The sequence below is a fragment of the Paenibacillus sp. Y301 genome, from assembly GCF_059445505.1.
Map to the genome: position 1 here is coordinate 61,999 of NZ_JCAIUL010000016.1, position 17,443 is coordinate 79,441.

At 37.6% G+C, this 17,443-nt stretch carries 13 protein-coding genes; all 13 read right to left on the reverse strand.

All coding sequences use genetic code 11. The annotated features are described in order from the left end of the window. Nucleotides 1-203: 203 nt before the first annotated feature. On the reverse strand, nt 204-1,787 hold the full coding sequence (locus AC1D69_RS21095) for a response regulator (protein ID WP_495458106.1): 1,584 nt from the start codon (nt 1,785-1,787) through the stop codon (nt 204-206). A 19-nt stretch (nt 1,788-1,806) separates the two neighbouring features. After that, a complete protein-coding gene (locus AC1D69_RS21100) occupies nt 1,807-3,156 on the reverse strand; it encodes an ABC transporter substrate-binding protein (protein ID WP_495458107.1) in 1,350 nt (449 codons plus the stop codon). 29 nt (nt 3,157-3,185) lie between these two features. Continuing rightward, a complete protein-coding gene (locus AC1D69_RS21105) occupies nt 3,186-4,916 on the reverse strand; it encodes a sensor histidine kinase (protein ID WP_495458108.1) in 1,731 nt (576 codons plus the stop codon). A gap of 84 nt (nt 4,917-5,000) precedes the next feature. Further along, nucleotides 5,001-5,864, reverse strand: a complete 864-nt coding sequence (locus AC1D69_RS21110; RefSeq protein ID WP_495458109.1) for a carbohydrate ABC transporter permease — start codon at nt 5,862-5,864, stop codon at nt 5,001-5,003. Next, nucleotides 5,861-6,811: a carbohydrate ABC transporter permease gene (locus AC1D69_RS21115; protein WP_495458110.1), complete on the reverse strand. Its 951-nt coding sequence runs from the start codon at nt 6,809-6,811 to the stop codon at nt 5,861-5,863. Before AC1D69_RS21115 ends, AC1D69_RS21110 begins: the two co-directional genes overlap by 4 nt. Before the next feature lie 115 nt (nt 6,812-6,926). Continuing rightward, the gene (locus AC1D69_RS21120; protein ID WP_495458111.1) at nt 6,927-8,279 is read right to left on the reverse strand and encodes an ABC transporter substrate-binding protein; all 1,353 of its coding nucleotides are present in this window, start codon (nt 8,277-8,279) and stop codon (nt 6,927-6,929) included. Nucleotides 8,280-8,507: 228 nt separating this feature from the next. Continuing rightward, nucleotides 8,508-10,187, reverse strand: coding sequence for an ABC transporter substrate-binding protein (locus AC1D69_RS21125; protein ID WP_495458112.1), 1,680 nt, complete (start codon nt 10,185-10,187; stop codon nt 8,508-8,510). Nucleotides 10,188-10,362: 175 nt separating this feature from the next. Continuing rightward, nucleotides 10,363-11,259 carry a carbohydrate ABC transporter permease gene (locus AC1D69_RS21130; protein WP_495458113.1) on the reverse strand — a complete coding sequence of 299 codons (897 nt, stop codon included), beginning with the start codon at nt 11,257-11,259 and terminating at the stop codon, nt 10,363-10,365. Nucleotides 11,260-11,274: 15 nt separating this feature from the next. Beyond that, the gene (locus AC1D69_RS21135; protein WP_495458114.1) at nt 11,275-12,255 is read right to left on the reverse strand and encodes an ABC transporter permease; all 981 of its coding nucleotides are present in this window, start codon (nt 12,253-12,255) and stop codon (nt 11,275-11,277) included. A 217-nt stretch (nt 12,256-12,472) separates the two neighbouring features. Then, on the reverse strand, nt 12,473-14,017 hold the full coding sequence (locus AC1D69_RS21140; RefSeq protein ID WP_495458157.1) for a response regulator: 1,545 nt from the start codon (nt 14,015-14,017) through the stop codon (nt 12,473-12,475). A gap of 1 nt (nt 14,018) precedes the next feature. Beyond that, nucleotides 14,019-15,806: a cache domain-containing sensor histidine kinase gene (locus AC1D69_RS21145; protein ID WP_495458158.1), complete on the reverse strand. Its 1,788-nt coding sequence runs from the start codon at nt 15,804-15,806 to the stop codon at nt 14,019-14,021. A 118-nt stretch (nt 15,807-15,924) separates the two neighbouring features. Next, entirely contained in the window at nt 15,925-16,242 is a 318-nt protein-coding gene (locus AC1D69_RS21150; RefSeq protein ID WP_495458115.1) for a thioredoxin family protein, read from the reverse strand. Nucleotides 16,243-16,482: 240 nt separating this feature from the next. Then, a complete protein-coding gene (locus AC1D69_RS21155; RefSeq protein ID WP_495458116.1) occupies nt 16,483-17,415 on the reverse strand; it encodes a manganese-dependent inorganic pyrophosphatase in 933 nt (310 codons plus the stop codon). Between the last annotated feature and the right edge of the window lie 28 nt (nt 17,416-17,443).

Here is a 17,443-nt window from a genome sequence, read left to right on the forward strand (position 1 = left end):
GAATCTTGTTTTTTTTCTCTCTTTATTAAACAAATGAAACGTTTTCGGAAAATGCTTACAAACATTGTTACATGAATGAAAGTGCTTTCATATATGCATTGTATAAGATGTGGAGAAAGCTGTCAACAATTAATTAATAAAACTAAAATAAAGATAAATTCAGTGCAAATCCACCCCAGTTCCGTTCTACTTTTTCCTATAATTCACTTTTCATCGCGAAATTCAGAAGGAGTCTTACCTGTCGCCTTCTTGAAAACTTGTGTAAAATATTTTGGATCTTGGTACCCTACTAGCGGAGCAATTTGATACACTTTCACACTCGTATTTTTCAAGATATACTTCGCCTTATCCATTCGACACTTGGTTAGGTATTCCAAAAAAGTATACCCTGATACTTGTTTAAATATCATACAAAAATGGCTGATACTTAAATCTACTACCTCCGCGATCTCTTCAATACTTAGATCTTTGTGATAATGATTTTCTATATACTTTTGAGCCTTTTCAACGATCGTCTGAACGTCCTCTTTGGACTGACTATACCTATTTTCATTCACTTTTTTCTCAAAAGTTGCCTTAACCTCGTTAATCATTTCACTTAATGTACCCATATCATGAAGTCTTTGAATAAGTTCACCTAGAGATCCATCTACATGTAAATTCGAGTATTCAAACTGTCTATACAAAACCACTGTCATTTCAACGATCATTCGTTCAGCAATATCTTTTGTTAAAGAATAACCCTCAATATAAGCCTTGGTGTCATCAAACAAAGGTAACATACGTTCTAAGTCTAGTGTACGAATACATTGAAGAATAGCAGTTTCGAGATGTTTAGGATACTTAACTTCTTGAATTGGAGCATGTTCAATACTATCGTCAGAGTCAATAAATACCCCTTCTTGCTCAGTATAAAAACGCTGATATAAGGCTCTGGTGGCACTTTGGTATGCAGAGTTTAACTGATCAATGCCCTTGCTACGTTTACTAATACCTACAAAACAAGTAAGCTTAGAGTATTTTTTGATTTGATGAATGATATCTTTACCCAGCATCATTGTATCGTCGTTCATGTGACTTGGAAATATGACAATCCATTCTCCACTATGAAAAGGGAAAACCGTCATGCCACTATTCTGCTCAGACCATTCTTCTAATATATTTCGTATGGCAAATAACCACAGTCGTTTCTCTTGCATCGTCCAGTGTCCATTTAAATATTGATCCAGCTGAACAACAGCCATGAAATAGTCCTGTTCTAATTCATCGCTCTCCATCCAATTCATATGCTGAAGCGTTCTCTGATTGCCCTCTATAAGTTCTAAGAACATTCGCTCACGTGCCATCAGAGACAGAACCTGAACAGAATGTATTAACTTATCATTCTCAATTTGAGTATCTAGCCTTTTGTTGGCTCTTACAAGCATCTCTGTCAGTTCTTCATGGTCAATGGGCTTCAATAAGTAATCAAAAGCTCCTTGTCGAAGTGCCTCACGCGCATATTCAAACTCACCATATCCACTAATGATAATAAAAATAAGCTTAGCATTGTCCGCCAGTACTTCTTTCATCAGAGAAATGCCATCCATACCTGGCATACGGATATCACTAACAACCATATGTGGAGACTTCTCTTTAATTAACTGTAATGCCCCTTCCCCATTTCTCGCTTCTCCCACAATCTCAAGATTTAGTTCCTCCCAGGGAATGGCTACTTTTAGACTACGTAAAATCATTGGTTCATCATCTACTAGAATAACCTTGTATTTATTTCCTAATGTAACCATTACTCCCAACCCCCTTTTTTTATTTTCCTAAAGAGTTACGCCTTAAATTCCAATATTGAATCGAAGACAGATCAAGTTCATCTAAAGCTTCCTTCGCACTCACTTTATTATCTATTAGTTCCTCTATTACTTTTAAGAAGGATTTACTAACTTCAGGAGACAACAAGTTATCATAAGGCACAAAGGTACTCTTACTCTGCTCCATAACTGTAATCATCTGTGTAAAGATGGGGCCTGTCTTTGAAGAGTCAAATTTAATCTGCATGGATGGAATTCGTAATCCTTCGTATACAATCCGTTTCTGGACTTCTTCAGTATAAAAAGCCTTCATTAATCCGAGTGCCGCTTCTTTCTTAGCGTCTGTTAAGTTAGAAGATAATCCAATGCCAATGGTATATCCTCCAGCCATCGCTTGTGGCCCTCCTTGATATAACGAGGGAAAAGGAATTACGCTGACTTCATTTTGGAAATCTGGAGGAGCATCCTCATTGTGAAACAAGGTGATATCCCAGTTTCCGTTTAAATACATTGCAGCTTTTCCATGAGTAAATAAATGCGCCGCTTCTTCCGTGGAAAGTTCGTTAGACGTAGGACCAAATATATCCTCGTCTACCCATGACTTTAACTGATCAAAAGCGCGTAAATAATTTTCATTCTGAAAACTGGTCCCTTCATCTCCTTGTACCAGTGAGTTAATAACCTCCGGATTAGAGTAACGATCCATAAGATAATGAGCAAAAATACCAGCGGGCCAGCGTTCTTCATTTCCCAATGCAAAAGGGATATAGCCATTCTCTTTCAATACAACAATCGCTTCATTCAATTGACTAAGGGTCTTAGGCAATGGAAGGCCAAGTTTTTCGAAAATGGTTGAATTCACGTAAAGAGGTTCAGCATTCCCTTCCAGCGGTAAACCATAGATATGACTATTTGACGTCCACAAATGAAGATCCTTAAACTGATCCTTCAGTTGATTATCTGTTACAAAATCTGATAGATCCATAAGCCTATTTGAACGAATATAGGGTTCGATCTCAGCCCCTCCGAACAAAACAAACATATCTGGAGGTGTACCAATCACCATTTCACTCTTTAGCTTCTGTTCTCTATGGACAGTTTGATCCATTCCATCAAAATTGACCTTCACATTTGGGTGAGTCTCTTGATAGGTGCGTACAACTTCTTCAAAAATATTAATGATGGGTCGATCATGTTCCTTAATCCAGAAATGGCGGAATGTAAGCGTAATCTTATCTGTCGGAACTTCTTCTAATGGACTATCTTCATCCCTCACCATAATCAGCATAACCGTTCCAGTCAACACAATGACATAAAGTACGATCCAGCCCCAATTCAGAAATCGTCTCATATTCGTTGCTCCTCTTCTTCGCTATAATCTCATGATATGATCTTAGGTAAACGGATTCGAATGGTTGAACCGTACCCTGGAGAAGAACAGATGAGAATACCATATGGGCTGCCGAATCGGATAACTAAACGGTCATGGACATTTTTAAGCCCTACCCCGCTATTACGATATTTCTTTTGATCTGCTGTATCCGTTTTCCATAAATTTAATAACGTTGCTTCATCGAAACCTAGTCCATTATCAATAACATCAATTAGAATATCATGGTCTGATTCATGGGCCTTAATCGTGATATATCCTTTGTGTTCCATAGGCTCAATTGCGTGATATAATGCATTCTCAACGATCGGCTGTACGATTAATTTTTGTGTCATATAATATTTCAAAGATTCTGCAAACTCAATTTCATACTCAAACTTATCCTCGAATCGAAACTTCTGAATATTTAAATAGTGACGAACGTGCTCGATTTCCATATGTATTGGAATTAATTCTTGATTCTCATTTATGCTAATTCTTAATAACTTCCCTAAGGAAATGACCATCTTGCTAATATTTTTATTTCCTTCTAACACTGCCATAGAATTAATCGATTCCAAAGAATTATAAATAAAATGGGGATTGATCTGAGCAACTAGTGCCTGTAATTCTGCCTTTTTCTTACGAGCTTGTTCCGTTTCCACCTGTAAAATGAGTTCATTGATTTGGGAGCTCATTCGGTTGAAACCATCAATCAATATATCTGTTTCATCATCACTTTTCGTGTGTGAAGTAATAGGTGTAAATACACCTTGTTGAACACGTTTCATCCCATTAGAGGCGCTAATAATACTTCGAACTAATTTACTTACGAAGAACTGGTCGAACCAAAATGCAGTCAACAATGAGAATAATCCCAATATAATCGCAATGTTGCGAATAGAATCAGATTCTGAACGAATTAACTTCATAGGGGTGATAGCCACTAAATACCAATCCTCATTATGGGACGGTAAAAAGGTAATCAGCGATTTCTCATTCCGATAGTTATCAATATAGTAATCCTTATCTTGAAAGCTTGTATCCGATATAAATGGAAATTGCACTTGTTCACCTATATGTTCGCCTGATTTGGTAAAAACGATGGATCCCTCTTTATTTACAAGCAAAATATCCCCGCTCTTCAGCGTGGCAGCTTCCCAGAAAACCTGATCTAATATATCCGGTTTAATATAAATCACAAGAGAACCTATATTTTCTAACGAATAATAATCTTTGATCACTCTAGCTTGAATAAGTATAGGATTACCTTCGGCGGATGATCCATTCTCACCTGGTCCAACCCATACCGGTCGCCCTTCAGCTTCCTTCATAGGTTCATACCAGTCTTTCCTCTTCAATTCATCAAATGGCATCGCTTCATTATATTGATAAATTAAGCTATCGTTGGTATAAAGGCTAAATGATGAAATCATGGGATGATCGATCAGTAGATTATTAATATTCTGTTTACGATCATACGTTAAGATGGTATCTGATTGCTTCAGTGATTGCTGAATCTCAGACCCCGGCTTTGATATGGCTGAATTTGAAATGGCTGTGATTTCATTTAGGGCAAATTTAAGCTTGCGATCTGTCTCTAATAAAGAAATCGAATAGAAGTTACTAGATTTCTTCTCCATAGCGCTTGAAAAGTTATAGTACGTTATGGCACCCATTACGATCACAGGAATAAACACAAGAAGAATAATAGCTAGCAAAATTTTACGACGGAGTTTCATATACGCACTTCCTCCAGCTGTCTTTACTTCATATTATTCTTCATTGTGCTCTGTAATCCCTTGTTTTGATAAGCATAAGTAAAATTAACTTTTAATCGCACCCGACGTCAGCCCTGCAATAAAGTAACGGCTGAAGAAAAGGAAGACAATTAATAGTGGTAATGTAGCCGTAAAGGTAGCTGACATGATCATACCATAATCAAGTCCATCACGGTTCGTGAATAACTGTTGCAATGCAATCTGAATAGTATAATGCTCTTTATTCTTCAGAACGACCAATGGCCAGAAGAAATCATTCCATACATTCATAAAGTTCAGAATGGCTAGCGTTGCCATGGCAGGAGTAATGACAGGAATAGCAATATTCCAGAATATACGGAAATGTCCACCACCATCAATTCTTCCTGCTTCAATGAGCTCTGTATGCACAGAAGTGGAAATATATTGTCTCATCCAGAATATACCGAACGCATTGACCATAGCAGGTACAATGAGTGCTTTGTAAGAATCAATCCAGTGAAGCTTAGCCATGATAATGTATGTCGGTAGAACACTTAGTTGTGTAGGAACAAACAATGTCCCAATGACGCATACAAACAGAATCTTTTTAAACGGAAATTCATATTTGGCAAAGGCATAACCAGCGAGTGTACAGAAGAACACCACGGATACAGTAACCATCGTAGAAACAAATAGTGAATTACCTAAAGCTCTAAAAAAGTCTGATTTCTCAAGTACGCGTTCAAAGTTGTTAAAAAATTGATCGCCTATCGTTAGTAACGGTGGAATGTGGAATACAGCTCCACGGTCATTTGTTGCAATAACAAACATCCAATAGAATGGAAAGATAGATATAAGAGCTCCAACGATAAGTAACAAATGATAGAGCAACTTGCTTGCTTTACCAGGATTACCGAGCTTACCTTTTGTAGTATTTAATGAACTCATGCTTTACCTCCTGTATCTCCGCCCATGCGGCTGGTTACTACCATATTAAGAACGGAGAAGACAATCGTGAATAGGAATAGCATAACTGCTGTTGCTGCCGCTGTACCAAAGAACCCATTACGGAAAGCCTCACTGTATAAATATGTAACCATCGTAACACCTTCCTCACGTGTCGATCCTGAGCCCGTTTGCCCAAGGAATACATAAGGTTCAGTAAATAATTGAAGTGCTCCAATTGTTGATAACAATGTAACGAATACGATAAACGGTTTAAGTAAGGGTAGTGTAATAAACGCTAACTGTTGTCTACTATTCGCCCCATCGATTCTAGCTGCCTCATATAAATCTGTTGGAATACTTTGAAGACCTGATAGGAAAATAATCGTGTTATATCCTACCCAACGCCACATAACCATGGTTGAAATTGCGATCTTAACTCCCCAAAATCCAGAGTTAAAAGCCACATTCTCCAACCCAAGTGAATTTAAAATCCAGTTAATCATCCCATTATTACCAAACATGGTACTGAATACTAGAGTAACTGCAACAATTGACGTGATATTAGGCATAAAATAAAGAATACGGAATGTCTTCTTAAACTTGGTTAATGCTGAATTTAGAAGAATCGCTAATAACAGCGCTACGATTAACTGAGGAACAGTCCCCATTACACCCATAATGAGTGTATTTGTGAAAGAGATCCAGAATGTAGGATCACTTGTTATGAGTTCATAATTCTTAAGTCCAACATATTTCATTGGACCTAATGCATCCCACTTGAAGAAGGATAGATAAATAGTAAATAAAATCGGATATAATCCGAAAATACCAAAAATGATAAAGAATGGTGATATGAATGTATAAGCTGTAATACGACTTCTTCGTTGTTCTGTCAGAAAGGGCTTCTTGATACTGACAGGTGGAATAACAGTGACCGGCTCTGCCATGGTTTACCTCCAGGAATTAATTTATAAATCCAAATTCGCAAGGCATTGTTCCTCCCTGCGAATTTGGATCATTTCTATCTTGCATTTTATTAAAATGTTGATTAAGTTATAATATCTAGCTACGTTCTGCTAATGTTTTAGCCTTTTTAACTGCTGAATCCCACTCTTTTGCAGGGTCCGATTTCTTCTCTAACACATTTTTAAGTGCATCTTTGAAGAATGTATCTGTTTGGTCATGTAATGGACCGTAGTAAACTGGTTTAACGCGTTCTGCCGCTTTACCAAACTCAACTGCTGTAGCTTGGCCGCCGAAGAATTCATCTTGGAAACCTGTGAAAGCTGCATCTGTATACAATGCTGGAATAGATGGCATCAAACCACTTGCTTTGAAAGATTCAAGTTGGCTAGATTGGCTATCCAACCAAGCGATGAATTCATAAGCTTCTTTCGAATGCTTACCTTCTTTAGGTAATGTTAGGAATGATCCACCCCAGTTACCAGCACCTTCTGGTAATTGTGCGATTTTCCATTTACCTGTTGAATCAGGAGCGTTACTCTTAATGTTACCTGCCATCCAAGCTGGACCTAGAACAACTCCGAATCCACCATCGTTCATTGCTTGACCCCACTCAGGAGACCAAAGTAATGTGTTACCAATCCATCCTTCTTGAATACCTTTCACCGTAAAGTCATATGCTTTCTTAACTTGTGGGTTAGTGTCTCCAATAAAGGAACCATCTTCTTTATTAAAGTAGATCTGATCAGCAGATTGATCACGAAGACCGTTGTACACAAGGTCTGTCAAATCTGCAAATGGTTTACCTGTTTTTTCTTTAAATTGTTTAGCTACTGTAGCGAATTTATCCCAAGTATCGATTGCTGCTCCGAATCCTTCTGGATCAACTGGTAAACCAGCTTTTTCAGCAAGATCCGTACGATAATAAACAACTGTAGGACCAATATCCGTTGGAAGACCAATTTGGAAACTTCCATCTACAGATGAAGCCTGTTTCCATTTCCAGTCTAAATAGTTACCTGCGATATCCTTCGCACCAAGGTCGTTCAAGTTATAAAATTTATCTTGAGCGTTGATGAAACGTTCCATGAAACCGATTTCAAGCATGAAGATGTCAGGTGCTCCTGAATCTGCAGACAATGCTGTTGTCAGATTGTTATGGTGAGCCGTTTGATCTGATGTATTTTGAAATTTAACCGTAATGTTTGGATGTTCTTTGGTGTATTCCTTAGCAAGATCTTCATAGTTGGTCGTTCCAAGTGACCAGAATGAAAGTTCGATCTTCTCTGCAGGCTCCTCTTTCGTTGCCTCTGGTGTTGTTGTAGTCTCTGTGGCATCCTTAGTAGCAGCATTGTTTTTGGAAGTATTGTTATTATTACCTCCACAAGCTGTTAAAGCAGAGACTAACATGATCACAAGCAAAAGAGCTGTAAAATGTTTAGCTTTTTTCATTTTCTTACCCCTCTCGAGAATGTTTCTGTTTACATTTTTTATTCTACAAGATTCATTCCCATTTTTTGAGGAGGTAATATTGCGATTTATGGTTGAAAATATTACGACACATTTTTCTTTGATATGTAAATTATGGATTTATGCTATTAATTATTAAGAGATTAACACTAAAAAGGGACCTGCTTATTAGCAGGTCCTTAGTTGTTACCTATTTAGTAGTACCGTAGCTTATTTACCGCTCCACAATTCTACACGTTCTTTCACAAGTTCTGTATATTCCTTCTCCATATCTTCTGCCCCTGCTTTATTAAGCTCTGTAATCATACCATCATATACAGCGTCGAACTTCTCAGGAGTAGATAGGATTGCTTCTGGAATACGTTTACGGATAATATCTTGAGTCTTTTGGAACTTCACAGCATAACTCGAACCTTCTTCAACTGTGATGTTGAATGCCGCTCCGTACGCTTTAACTGGGAAATCCTTCTCTGTTGGGAATAGATCTTTCCATGTTGTTGCGTTATATGCTTTTAAACTTTCCTTCTCTGCATCAGAGTAACTATTAACAATCTGATCAGGGTAGTTCGTTGTGTAATAGTTACCGGATGGATCAAGTACACCGTCACCATAGTGTGCAGACATCGCGGTATATAGACCAATACCAGTTTTCTTCGCGAAATTAGAACCATCATTATTTTTCTTATCTAGAACGTCTGCAGGAATGACACGTTTGCCATCTACAACGTTATAATGTACACCTTCTATGCCCCAGTTCTGAAGAACTTGTCCTTCATCGGAAGCCAAGTAATCTAGGAATTTAATAGCACGTACAGGATCTTTCGTTGCTGTTGTAATCCCTATACCCCAACCAGACAAGAATCCAGTATCTACAAAGGTATGATCTTTATATTCTTCAGAAAGTGTTACAGGGAAATGCGCATATGTTCTTTCATCTTTACCAGAAGCCTTCAAAGAGTTCTCTGCGTCAGCATATCCCCATTCTTGGTCAATCAGACCAAGGACACGACCACTAGAAATCTTAGATTTATATTGGTCACTCTTCTGTACGAACGTATCCTTGTCAAGTAAACCTACATTGTACATATGGTTCAACCAACGGAAGTATTCTTTCTCTTCTGGACGTTTGTAGTGAAGTTGAGCTTCAAATGTTTCTGGATTGATGTAATATTCACCATCATCTGGTGCTCCAGTAGTATAGAAAGCTGGGTTCGTTACAGTGATCATGATTCTCCAATCATCTGCATCAAGCGTCAAAGGAATCGTAGGTTGACCATCGATTGTAGGATGTTTGTCTTTATAAGCTTTAAGGACATTTTCGAAATCTTGAAGTGTCTTCACTTCAGGATAACCTAGTTCTTTTAGAACCGCATGTTGAATTTCGAATCCACCTGTTGCATCGAAATAGGACTGACTCACTGCGGCATTCGTTGGAATAACATAGATTCCTTTATCTTCAGAGCTATAAGGAAGACGATTCATGTATTCCCCATATACCTTTTTTAGATTTGGAGCATATTGTTCAATCAAATCTGTCAAATCAAGCATCGCACCAGCATCTACAAGTTTGTTAATATCACTCTTCGCATACACGAAGTCTGGATATTCACCACTAGCTGCCATTAAGGCAATCTTGTCTTGGCCTCCACCTGAAATAGCATATTCTGCATTAAGGGTTACACCTGTTTTTTCAGTAATAACTTTACCAACTTCATCCTGCATTTTATTCCAGTTAGGACTTGCATCTGCACCGAAGAATGAGAATGTAATCGGACTTGTAGTATCTCCCGTGTCGGTAGGTTCTGCATTCCCATTATTACCGCATCCTGCAATTGCTAGTGAAGCTACAATCAGCGGAACAAATGCATATTTACTTTTATTCATTGCCATTCAAAACACTCCCCTATCATATGTCTAATCTTGTTGTACCCACAGGTTTTCTGTTGTACAAATTGTCTTAGTCTAAACTAATCTGTTTATAAATCTATCTCTATATCTATCTTTATATTGGACGGATGAATAAACACATAGCGCTTATTCATCCGTCATCACTAAGACCATTATATTAAGATTTCACAGCACCAAGTGTCATTCCGCCAACAAAGTACTTCTGAAGGAAAGGATATACAACTAGAATTGGAACTGTAACGACGATCGTGATCGCCATTTTGATCGATTCTGGTGAAATTTGTGCCATTTGTTTTGCCATATCATTGGCATTCACATTAGATCCGCCTTGCTGAGTACTTTGTAGTACTTTCATCAATTCGTACTGTAATGTCGTCCAAGTAGCATTACTTCCGTTATACAAGTATGTGTCAAACCATGCATTCCATTGTCCTACAGCAATGAACAAGGCGATGGTTGCTAGAACCGGTTTACACAATGGAAGAATGATTCTCCAATAAATCGTGAAGTCATTTGCTCCATCAAGCTTAGCTGATTCTTGTAATGCGTAAGGCAGTCCATCAATAAATGATCTTACAATGAACACGTTAAACGCACTTACTAATCCAGGTAAAACATATACCCAGAACGTTCCAATCAAGTTCAAATCACGCATTAGGATGTATACAGGAATCATTCCGCCTGAGAAATACATCGTCATTGCAAGAAATGTTGAAACAAATTTACGTGCACGGAAATCTGGTCGGCTAAGTGTGTATGCGATCATTGAAGCACTTAGTAATCCGAATACCGTACCCACTACAGTACGTAGTAAAGATACCTTTAACCCTTGAAGTAAAGTATCATAACCGAAAATCGTTTTATAATTCTCTAATGTGAATTGACGAGGGAATATCGAGATCCCACCTCGTACCGTATCAATAGAATCATTAAAAGAGATGGCTAGTACATTTAAGAAGGGATATACCGTAGCAATCAGTATGATTGCCATGAAAATTATATTAAGTACATCAAATATTTTTTCGGATTTAGTTGCATTGAAGGCTTTATTCATATCTACCCCCTCCTTCTACATTATGCTTTCTTTAGTAACTTTCTTGAAAATACCATTCGCAGTGAAGAGTAAGATTACACTCACAACGGAGTTAAACATCCCTATGGCAGTACCGTATGAGAACCTACCCATATTGAGTCCATAATTTAGTGCGTATAAATCAAGTACTTCGGCATAGTCCGTTGTTAAGCTATTCCCTAGTAGGAATTGTTTCTCAAATCCGTTACTGATCAAGTGACCAATAGACATAATCAGAAGCACGGATATTGTGGACCGAATTCCTGGTATCGTGATGTGCCACATTTGTTTGAATCGATTCGCACCATCAACACGTGATGCTTCATAAAGTTCCAAGTCAATCCCTGTAATCGCTGCCAAATAAATAATGGTGTTCCAACCTGTTTCTTTCCATACATCTGAAGCAGTTACAATGTACCAGAACAAGTTCCCTTTGGCCATGAATTGAATCGGCTCATCAATGATATGTAGAAGCATTAACAACTGATTCACTGCTCCGCCTTCTGTAGACAATAACTTTGTAATAATTCCAGCTACAACTACCCATGATACAAAGTGAGGTAAATAAGAAACGGTCTGAATTACCTTTTTATACATCATTCCACGAAGTTCATTTAATAGTAGTGCGAATATAACAGGAATAACGAATCCCACAACTAGTCCCATTAAACTCATCGCTAATGTATTTCTTAACACTAGATAAAAACGTTCATCTGAGAATAACTCAACGAACTGATCGAATCCTACCCATTTCTGTTCACCGAATGAACGGGCAGGTTTATAATTTTGAAAAGCCATTGTCCATCCCCACAAGGGAAGATAATTAAATACAACGACCCATATTACAAAAGGCATAGACATTAAATATAGATACTTTTGATTTACAATCGCATCCCATATCCCACGCTTTTTCTTAGGAGCTTGCGATGCACCACCGTTGCTGTCGGGGGAATTACCGCTGGTTGTTAGCGTTTCCATCTTAAGGACCCCTCCTCTATTTGATATACTTTATTTTACTTGAAACATATTTAGCATAATACCCAATCATTTTTATATAAATTCATATAAAAATTAGATATACCCCCTATTTCACACTTGAAAATCATGTAAATATTATACTTTTAGATGAAAACAAATCATATGCGCTTTCATGCATATGATTTGAATATAGACCATATTTTGTAATCGCTATCATTTATTCCTTTTCTCTACCTTTATACGAGGAAGGTGAAACCCCAACATACTTCTTAAATTTACTATGAAAATAATCTACATTGGCATATCCTACGCGGGTTGCAACTTGATGAACTTTAAGCCCTTCCGTTAACAACTCTTTAGCTTTGTCTATCCTGACTTTATCCAGGAACATATTGAAATGTTCACCTGTATAGTTCTTAAATAGTTTCCCTAAATAAGCACTGTTATAATTAAATACTTCTGCCAAAAGTTCTAGCTTTAAATTTTCACTCGAGTTTCTTTGAATGAAATCTATAACTTGCTTGACTACGGTATCCTTGCTTATGCCGCCTAATTTTTCAATCAAATTATTTAGATGGTTAATCGTTAATTGTCTTAATTCTTTAAGTGTCACTTGTTGATATACTTCTGATATGAATGATGTATAATCTTGCAGAATAGAATACATTTCCGGATTATTACTAGAAAGTTTATTCATCACAATAGAGAATATTTGGGTATATTGTGATTTCATCGTATGCTCTGATCTTCTAGTGCTCATAATACATTGTTCTATTTCTTCCATCACTCGCCAGACCGCTTCCTTACTCCGAATATCCAATGCATAATAAAGTTTGTCCGATAATTCGATCTCATCACTATGGCTTAATACAAGCTCGTTATCGAATTTATCGATCATCACCTGTTGATCATCACTAATCATGACTCGCTTATGCTCAAAAAGGAACCGATGATGGAGTAGCTCAGCAGCACTCGTATATGAGCTTCCGATCTCTCTTATGTCATCTACCATTTGACCTGCAGCCGCATATATAATCCATCCCCATTCTTCTGTGATCATGGATAATTCCTTATACAAGACCTCGGCTTGATCATCTCGAATAATAGCATGTCTCATCAAAATACCAATGTTAGGTCCTGCTGAAAAAACAATTCCACTATCTGATTGATCAAACCAATCCGCTAGTTTCCCTTTGAGCGTCGTTAAGTGTAATGAATCCCCAGAAGGTTGACCATGTACTTCAACCAATAACATTTGATAACTGTTCCAAGAAAGTCCTAAATTCATAATACTCTCTAAATTCCCTTGTTCGTTCCCATCAAACAGGAAGGACTCCACCATATGCTCCCGTAGGTAGTGATCCCCTTCAGCATTGCGTAGTTGAAGTTGAATCTCTTTGGATAACGATGCTCTAATGCGTTGTAATTCTTCAATCATCTCATCTTCATCTACGGGTTTCAGTAAATATCCATCTACTCTATTCGTGATTGCTTTCCTCGCGTAATCGAAATCGGCATAACCACTTAGAATTAAGAATCGCCCTCCACTATTCTCTTGGCGAATTTGCTCAATGACTTCAAGTCCGGTCATTCCGGGCATACGAATATCGATAATTGTTAGATCTGGTCGTAGTTGATTAAATTTCATTAATGCTTCGCGCCCGTTTGACGCAGTATCTATCACCCTGTAACCATGTTCTTCCCAATCTATTATCGTCTTTAGTCCCTCGCGAATGCTGGGCTCATCATCTACAATTAGCACATTAAACAAAGGTGTCTCCTCCCATCGGGATATCAAAATGTATTGTAGTACCCTTTCCTAACTCGCTAGAAATGTTTAATCCATATTGGGCACCATAAAACAATTTAAGTCTCTGATGTACGTTACGTAGACCGATCCTTGCACCCTCTATCTCATCTAATTCTAAAGAAGATACAACTTCTTGCATACGCTCACATGACATCCCAATACCGTTATCCATGACTTCAATATGTAATTCATTATTACTCACCCAACTTCTTACAATTAGAATCCCATTCACTTCCTTGCCTTCAAGTCCATGTATAATTGCATTCTCAACAAGAGGTTGAATGATAAGAGGTAGAATATTAATCTCTTTAGATTCGGGTTCCATCATTAACTCAAAGTTCAAGCGGTCCTCATACCTGAATTTCTGTATCCCCAGATACGATCGAACCATTTCCATCTCTTCCCTCAGAGTCGTTATTCCACCACCAATTTCGAGGTTTTTACGCATTAATTTGCCTAGTAATTGAACAATATTAGCAATTTCTTTTTCTCCGTGAATATGCGCCTTCATACGAATGGATTCTAACACATTAAATAAAAAATGAGGATTAATTTGACTAGCCATCATTTTTAATTTAATTTCTCTCTGGGCGATTTCAAGCTTATTATTCTTCTCACTCGTTTCGTAGACTTGATTCATTAAATCATTAATACTATTGACCATATAATTAAATTGCCGTGACAATTGACCAATCTCATCATTCCCATCAATACCCGAGTTAACTGTGAAGTCACCTCTTGCTACCTTATTAAGTTGTCTGCTGAGATGTAGAAGTCGATTCGATATTAACTGGGATACAACATATATGAGAACAAGCGCAAGGGCCAAGACGACCAATATTAATGCTAATCCAATCCAACTGACCCGCTTCGAATCTTTGACGATACTTTCCGTAGAAAAGGCAGAAACGATAGTAAGACTATTTCGACTTGCTTCCGGTGTTAATTCACTAATCACTATATTTGAAGGTACCCCATTAATTTCGGCCGTAAATGTACTTTTGGTAGACTCTTCAAGGCTGAACTTAAGGTCAAGCTTGGCTAACGTTGTTCCCACCAATGCTGGATTCTTTGCGGCTACAATATATCCATCTTCGTCAGCTATCATCGTCTCAAAAGGTTCGTTGATTAGAATCGAGTTCAGCCGGTTCTGATTCACGGGGATAACTAGAACACCTCTTGATCTATATTCACTAAATTGAATGGGACGAACTAAACTTAGTCTCTTCTCATCATCTGCATTCTGATCCTTTAAGTAGAACCAATTAATACCAATATTTGATGTGGCTGACTTAAACCAAGGCGTTTGACTTGTTTCCAGATTAATACGAGTAAATTCTAAATTATCACTCATACTCTCATTATAATGATAGAATCGAATGCCGCTAATCTCACTGTAGAGATCACTCATTTTCTGAAATTCGTCATAATCCTTATAGGCATTAAACACTTCAAGATTGCTTCTATAACGTGTGTTCACAATCGTTTGTAAATCCTCGTCAAGATAAATTTTGTTGGAAATATCAACGGGGACTTTTAACAAGTTCACCATTTGAGAACGGATCTTATCCACGTTATTAGACATTTGAGCAACTGCATTATCTAGTGCCATTTGACGAAAGTATCCTGTTAGCGTAACACCGATAATAATAACTGGAATCATTACGACTCCAATGTATGAATAGATTAATTTGGTCTTGATCTTCATATTGTTTGTCTTCCGGATAAAGAAGCCCCACATCTTGTTCACCTCCCCTCCATTCTAGCATAGCTAACATTCAATTCAATTTCTTCTGAGAATTAGACACAAAAAATACCCTCTATCATGAGGATAGGGGTATCATTTATTTGCAAAAAATTTATTTAATTGATTCTAGATACTCTGTAATTTGAGCTGGAGTTTTGGCAAATTTACTATGTAGATGAGCTACCTTTTCTCCATTTCGATACACTAATAAGCTAGGAATTCCACGTACATCATTCTCATCTGAGATATTTGGAAACTGTTCAACATCCAATGCATAAAATTGTTTGTCTGAATTGTTATCAATGATTCCACCCATGAATTTATCCAGTGTTTTACAATCGGGACACCAGGTTGCATCATACTTAATGACAGTCCATTCATCACTTTGTGTTAATTGACGGTACTGTTCTTCTGTTTGAATTCTCTCCATCTTGTTGTTCCTCCTAAGGATGATCTAGATCAGACCATTATTGTTGATTGCAATGACAAACATCACACTCATTACTTATCTTATTTCTTATTTTAACGATTATTTATCCTTTTGCAAATTCAGTATGCTCTACACTATTAAATTCATACCCCTCCTCATTGCCACTCTAATTATTTGTACACACAAAAAAAACGCAATCGCGCCAAGAATCGGCTATGATTACGTTCTTCTATTCGAGAATTACAATTTATTTAATGTTTCAGTTAATACAGGGACAATTTGTGATTTACGTGACACAACGCCCTTTAATATCGTCTTGTTATCAACCAATTGTACGTCATAAGCTTGTTCTACTGCGTTAGTTACTTTACCAAGTGCCAATGCTACGGAATCATTATTAAGAATATCCGTAACGACAAATACAAATAAATCTAAACCCTTCTCCGCAATTACAGTGGATAGGGCAGCTTCCAATTCAGATTGGCGAGCTAATACATCATTCGTATCCACTGCATTCACTTGAGCAATCTCCACTTTGTAGTTGCCCATTTGGAATTCTTTAGCATCAAGAGAGATCAATTCTTGAATAGTCTTATCACTAAGATCCGCACCCGCTTTAAGCATTTCTAGGCCATAGCTTTCTAAGTTTACACCTGCAATCTCAGCTAATTCCTTCGCCGCAGCCACATCCTCAGCTGTACATGTTGGAGACTTCAAGAGTAGCGAGTCTGAAATGATAGCGGATAACATTAATCCAGCAATCTCCTTACGAACCGCGGCTCCCTTTTCTTTATACATTTTATTTAGAATAGTTGCTGTACAACCTACTGGCTCTGCACGGTAATACAACGGATGGCTGGTCTCAAAATTCGCAATTCGATGATGATCAATAACTTCCACAACGCGTACCTTATCAATATCACTAGCACTCTGTTGACGTTCATTATGATCGACGAGAATAACTTCCTCTACTTCATTAGAGACCGTCTCTACAAGACGAGGGCCACTCACATTGAAATGGTCTAATGCATATTGTGTTTCTCCGTTAATCGAGCCCAATCGAACGGGTTCTGCATCTACACCTAAAGCTATCTTTAGTTCAGCATAAGCAATAGCCGAGCAGATTGTATCTGTGTCTGGATTTTTGTGTCCAAAAATAAGTACCTTCGTCATAATAATAATTCTCTCCTTCTTATGGCCA

What these genes read in the sequence shown, in the direction of transcription:
- AC1D69_RS21095 (WP_495458106.1), bottom strand. Translation starts at nt 1,787, where the DNA reads ATGGTTACATTAGGAAATAAATACAAGGTTATTCTAGTAGATGATGAA.
- AC1D69_RS21100 (WP_495458107.1), bottom strand. Translation starts at nt 3,156, where the DNA reads ATGAGACGATTTCTGAATTGGGGCTGGATCGTACTTTATGTCATTGTG.
- AC1D69_RS21105 (WP_495458108.1), bottom strand. Translation starts at nt 4,916, where the DNA reads ATGAAACTCCGTCGTAAAATTTTGCTAGCTATTATTCTTCTTGTGTTT.
- AC1D69_RS21110 (WP_495458109.1), bottom strand. Translation starts at nt 5,864, where the DNA reads ATGAGTTCATTAAATACTACAAAAGGTAAGCTCGGTAATCCTGGTAAA.
- AC1D69_RS21115 (WP_495458110.1), bottom strand. Translation starts at nt 6,811, where the DNA reads ATGGCAGAGCCGGTCACTGTTATTCCACCTGTCAGTATCAAGAAGCCC.
- AC1D69_RS21120 (WP_495458111.1), bottom strand. Translation starts at nt 8,279, where the DNA reads ATGAAAAAAGCTAAACATTTTACAGCTCTTTTGCTTGTGATCATGTTA.
- AC1D69_RS21125 (WP_495458112.1), bottom strand. Translation starts at nt 10,187, where the DNA reads ATGGCAATGAATAAAAGTAAATATGCATTTGTTCCGCTGATTGTAGCT.
- AC1D69_RS21130 (WP_495458113.1), bottom strand. Translation starts at nt 11,259, where the DNA reads ATGAATAAAGCCTTCAATGCAACTAAATCCGAAAAAATATTTGATGTA.
- AC1D69_RS21135 (WP_495458114.1), bottom strand. Translation starts at nt 12,255, where the DNA reads ATGGAAACGCTAACAACCAGCGGTAATTCCCCCGACAGCAACGGTGGT.
- AC1D69_RS21145 (WP_495458158.1), bottom strand. Translation starts at nt 15,806, where the DNA reads ATGTGGGGCTTCTTTATCCGGAAGACAAACAATATGAAGATCAAGACC.
- AC1D69_RS21150 (WP_495458115.1), bottom strand. Translation starts at nt 16,242, where the DNA reads ATGGAGAGAATTCAAACAGAAGAACAGTACCGTCAATTAACACAAAGT.
- AC1D69_RS21155 (WP_495458116.1), bottom strand. Translation starts at nt 17,415, where the DNA reads ATGACGAAGGTACTTATTTTTGGACACAAAAATCCAGACACAGATACA.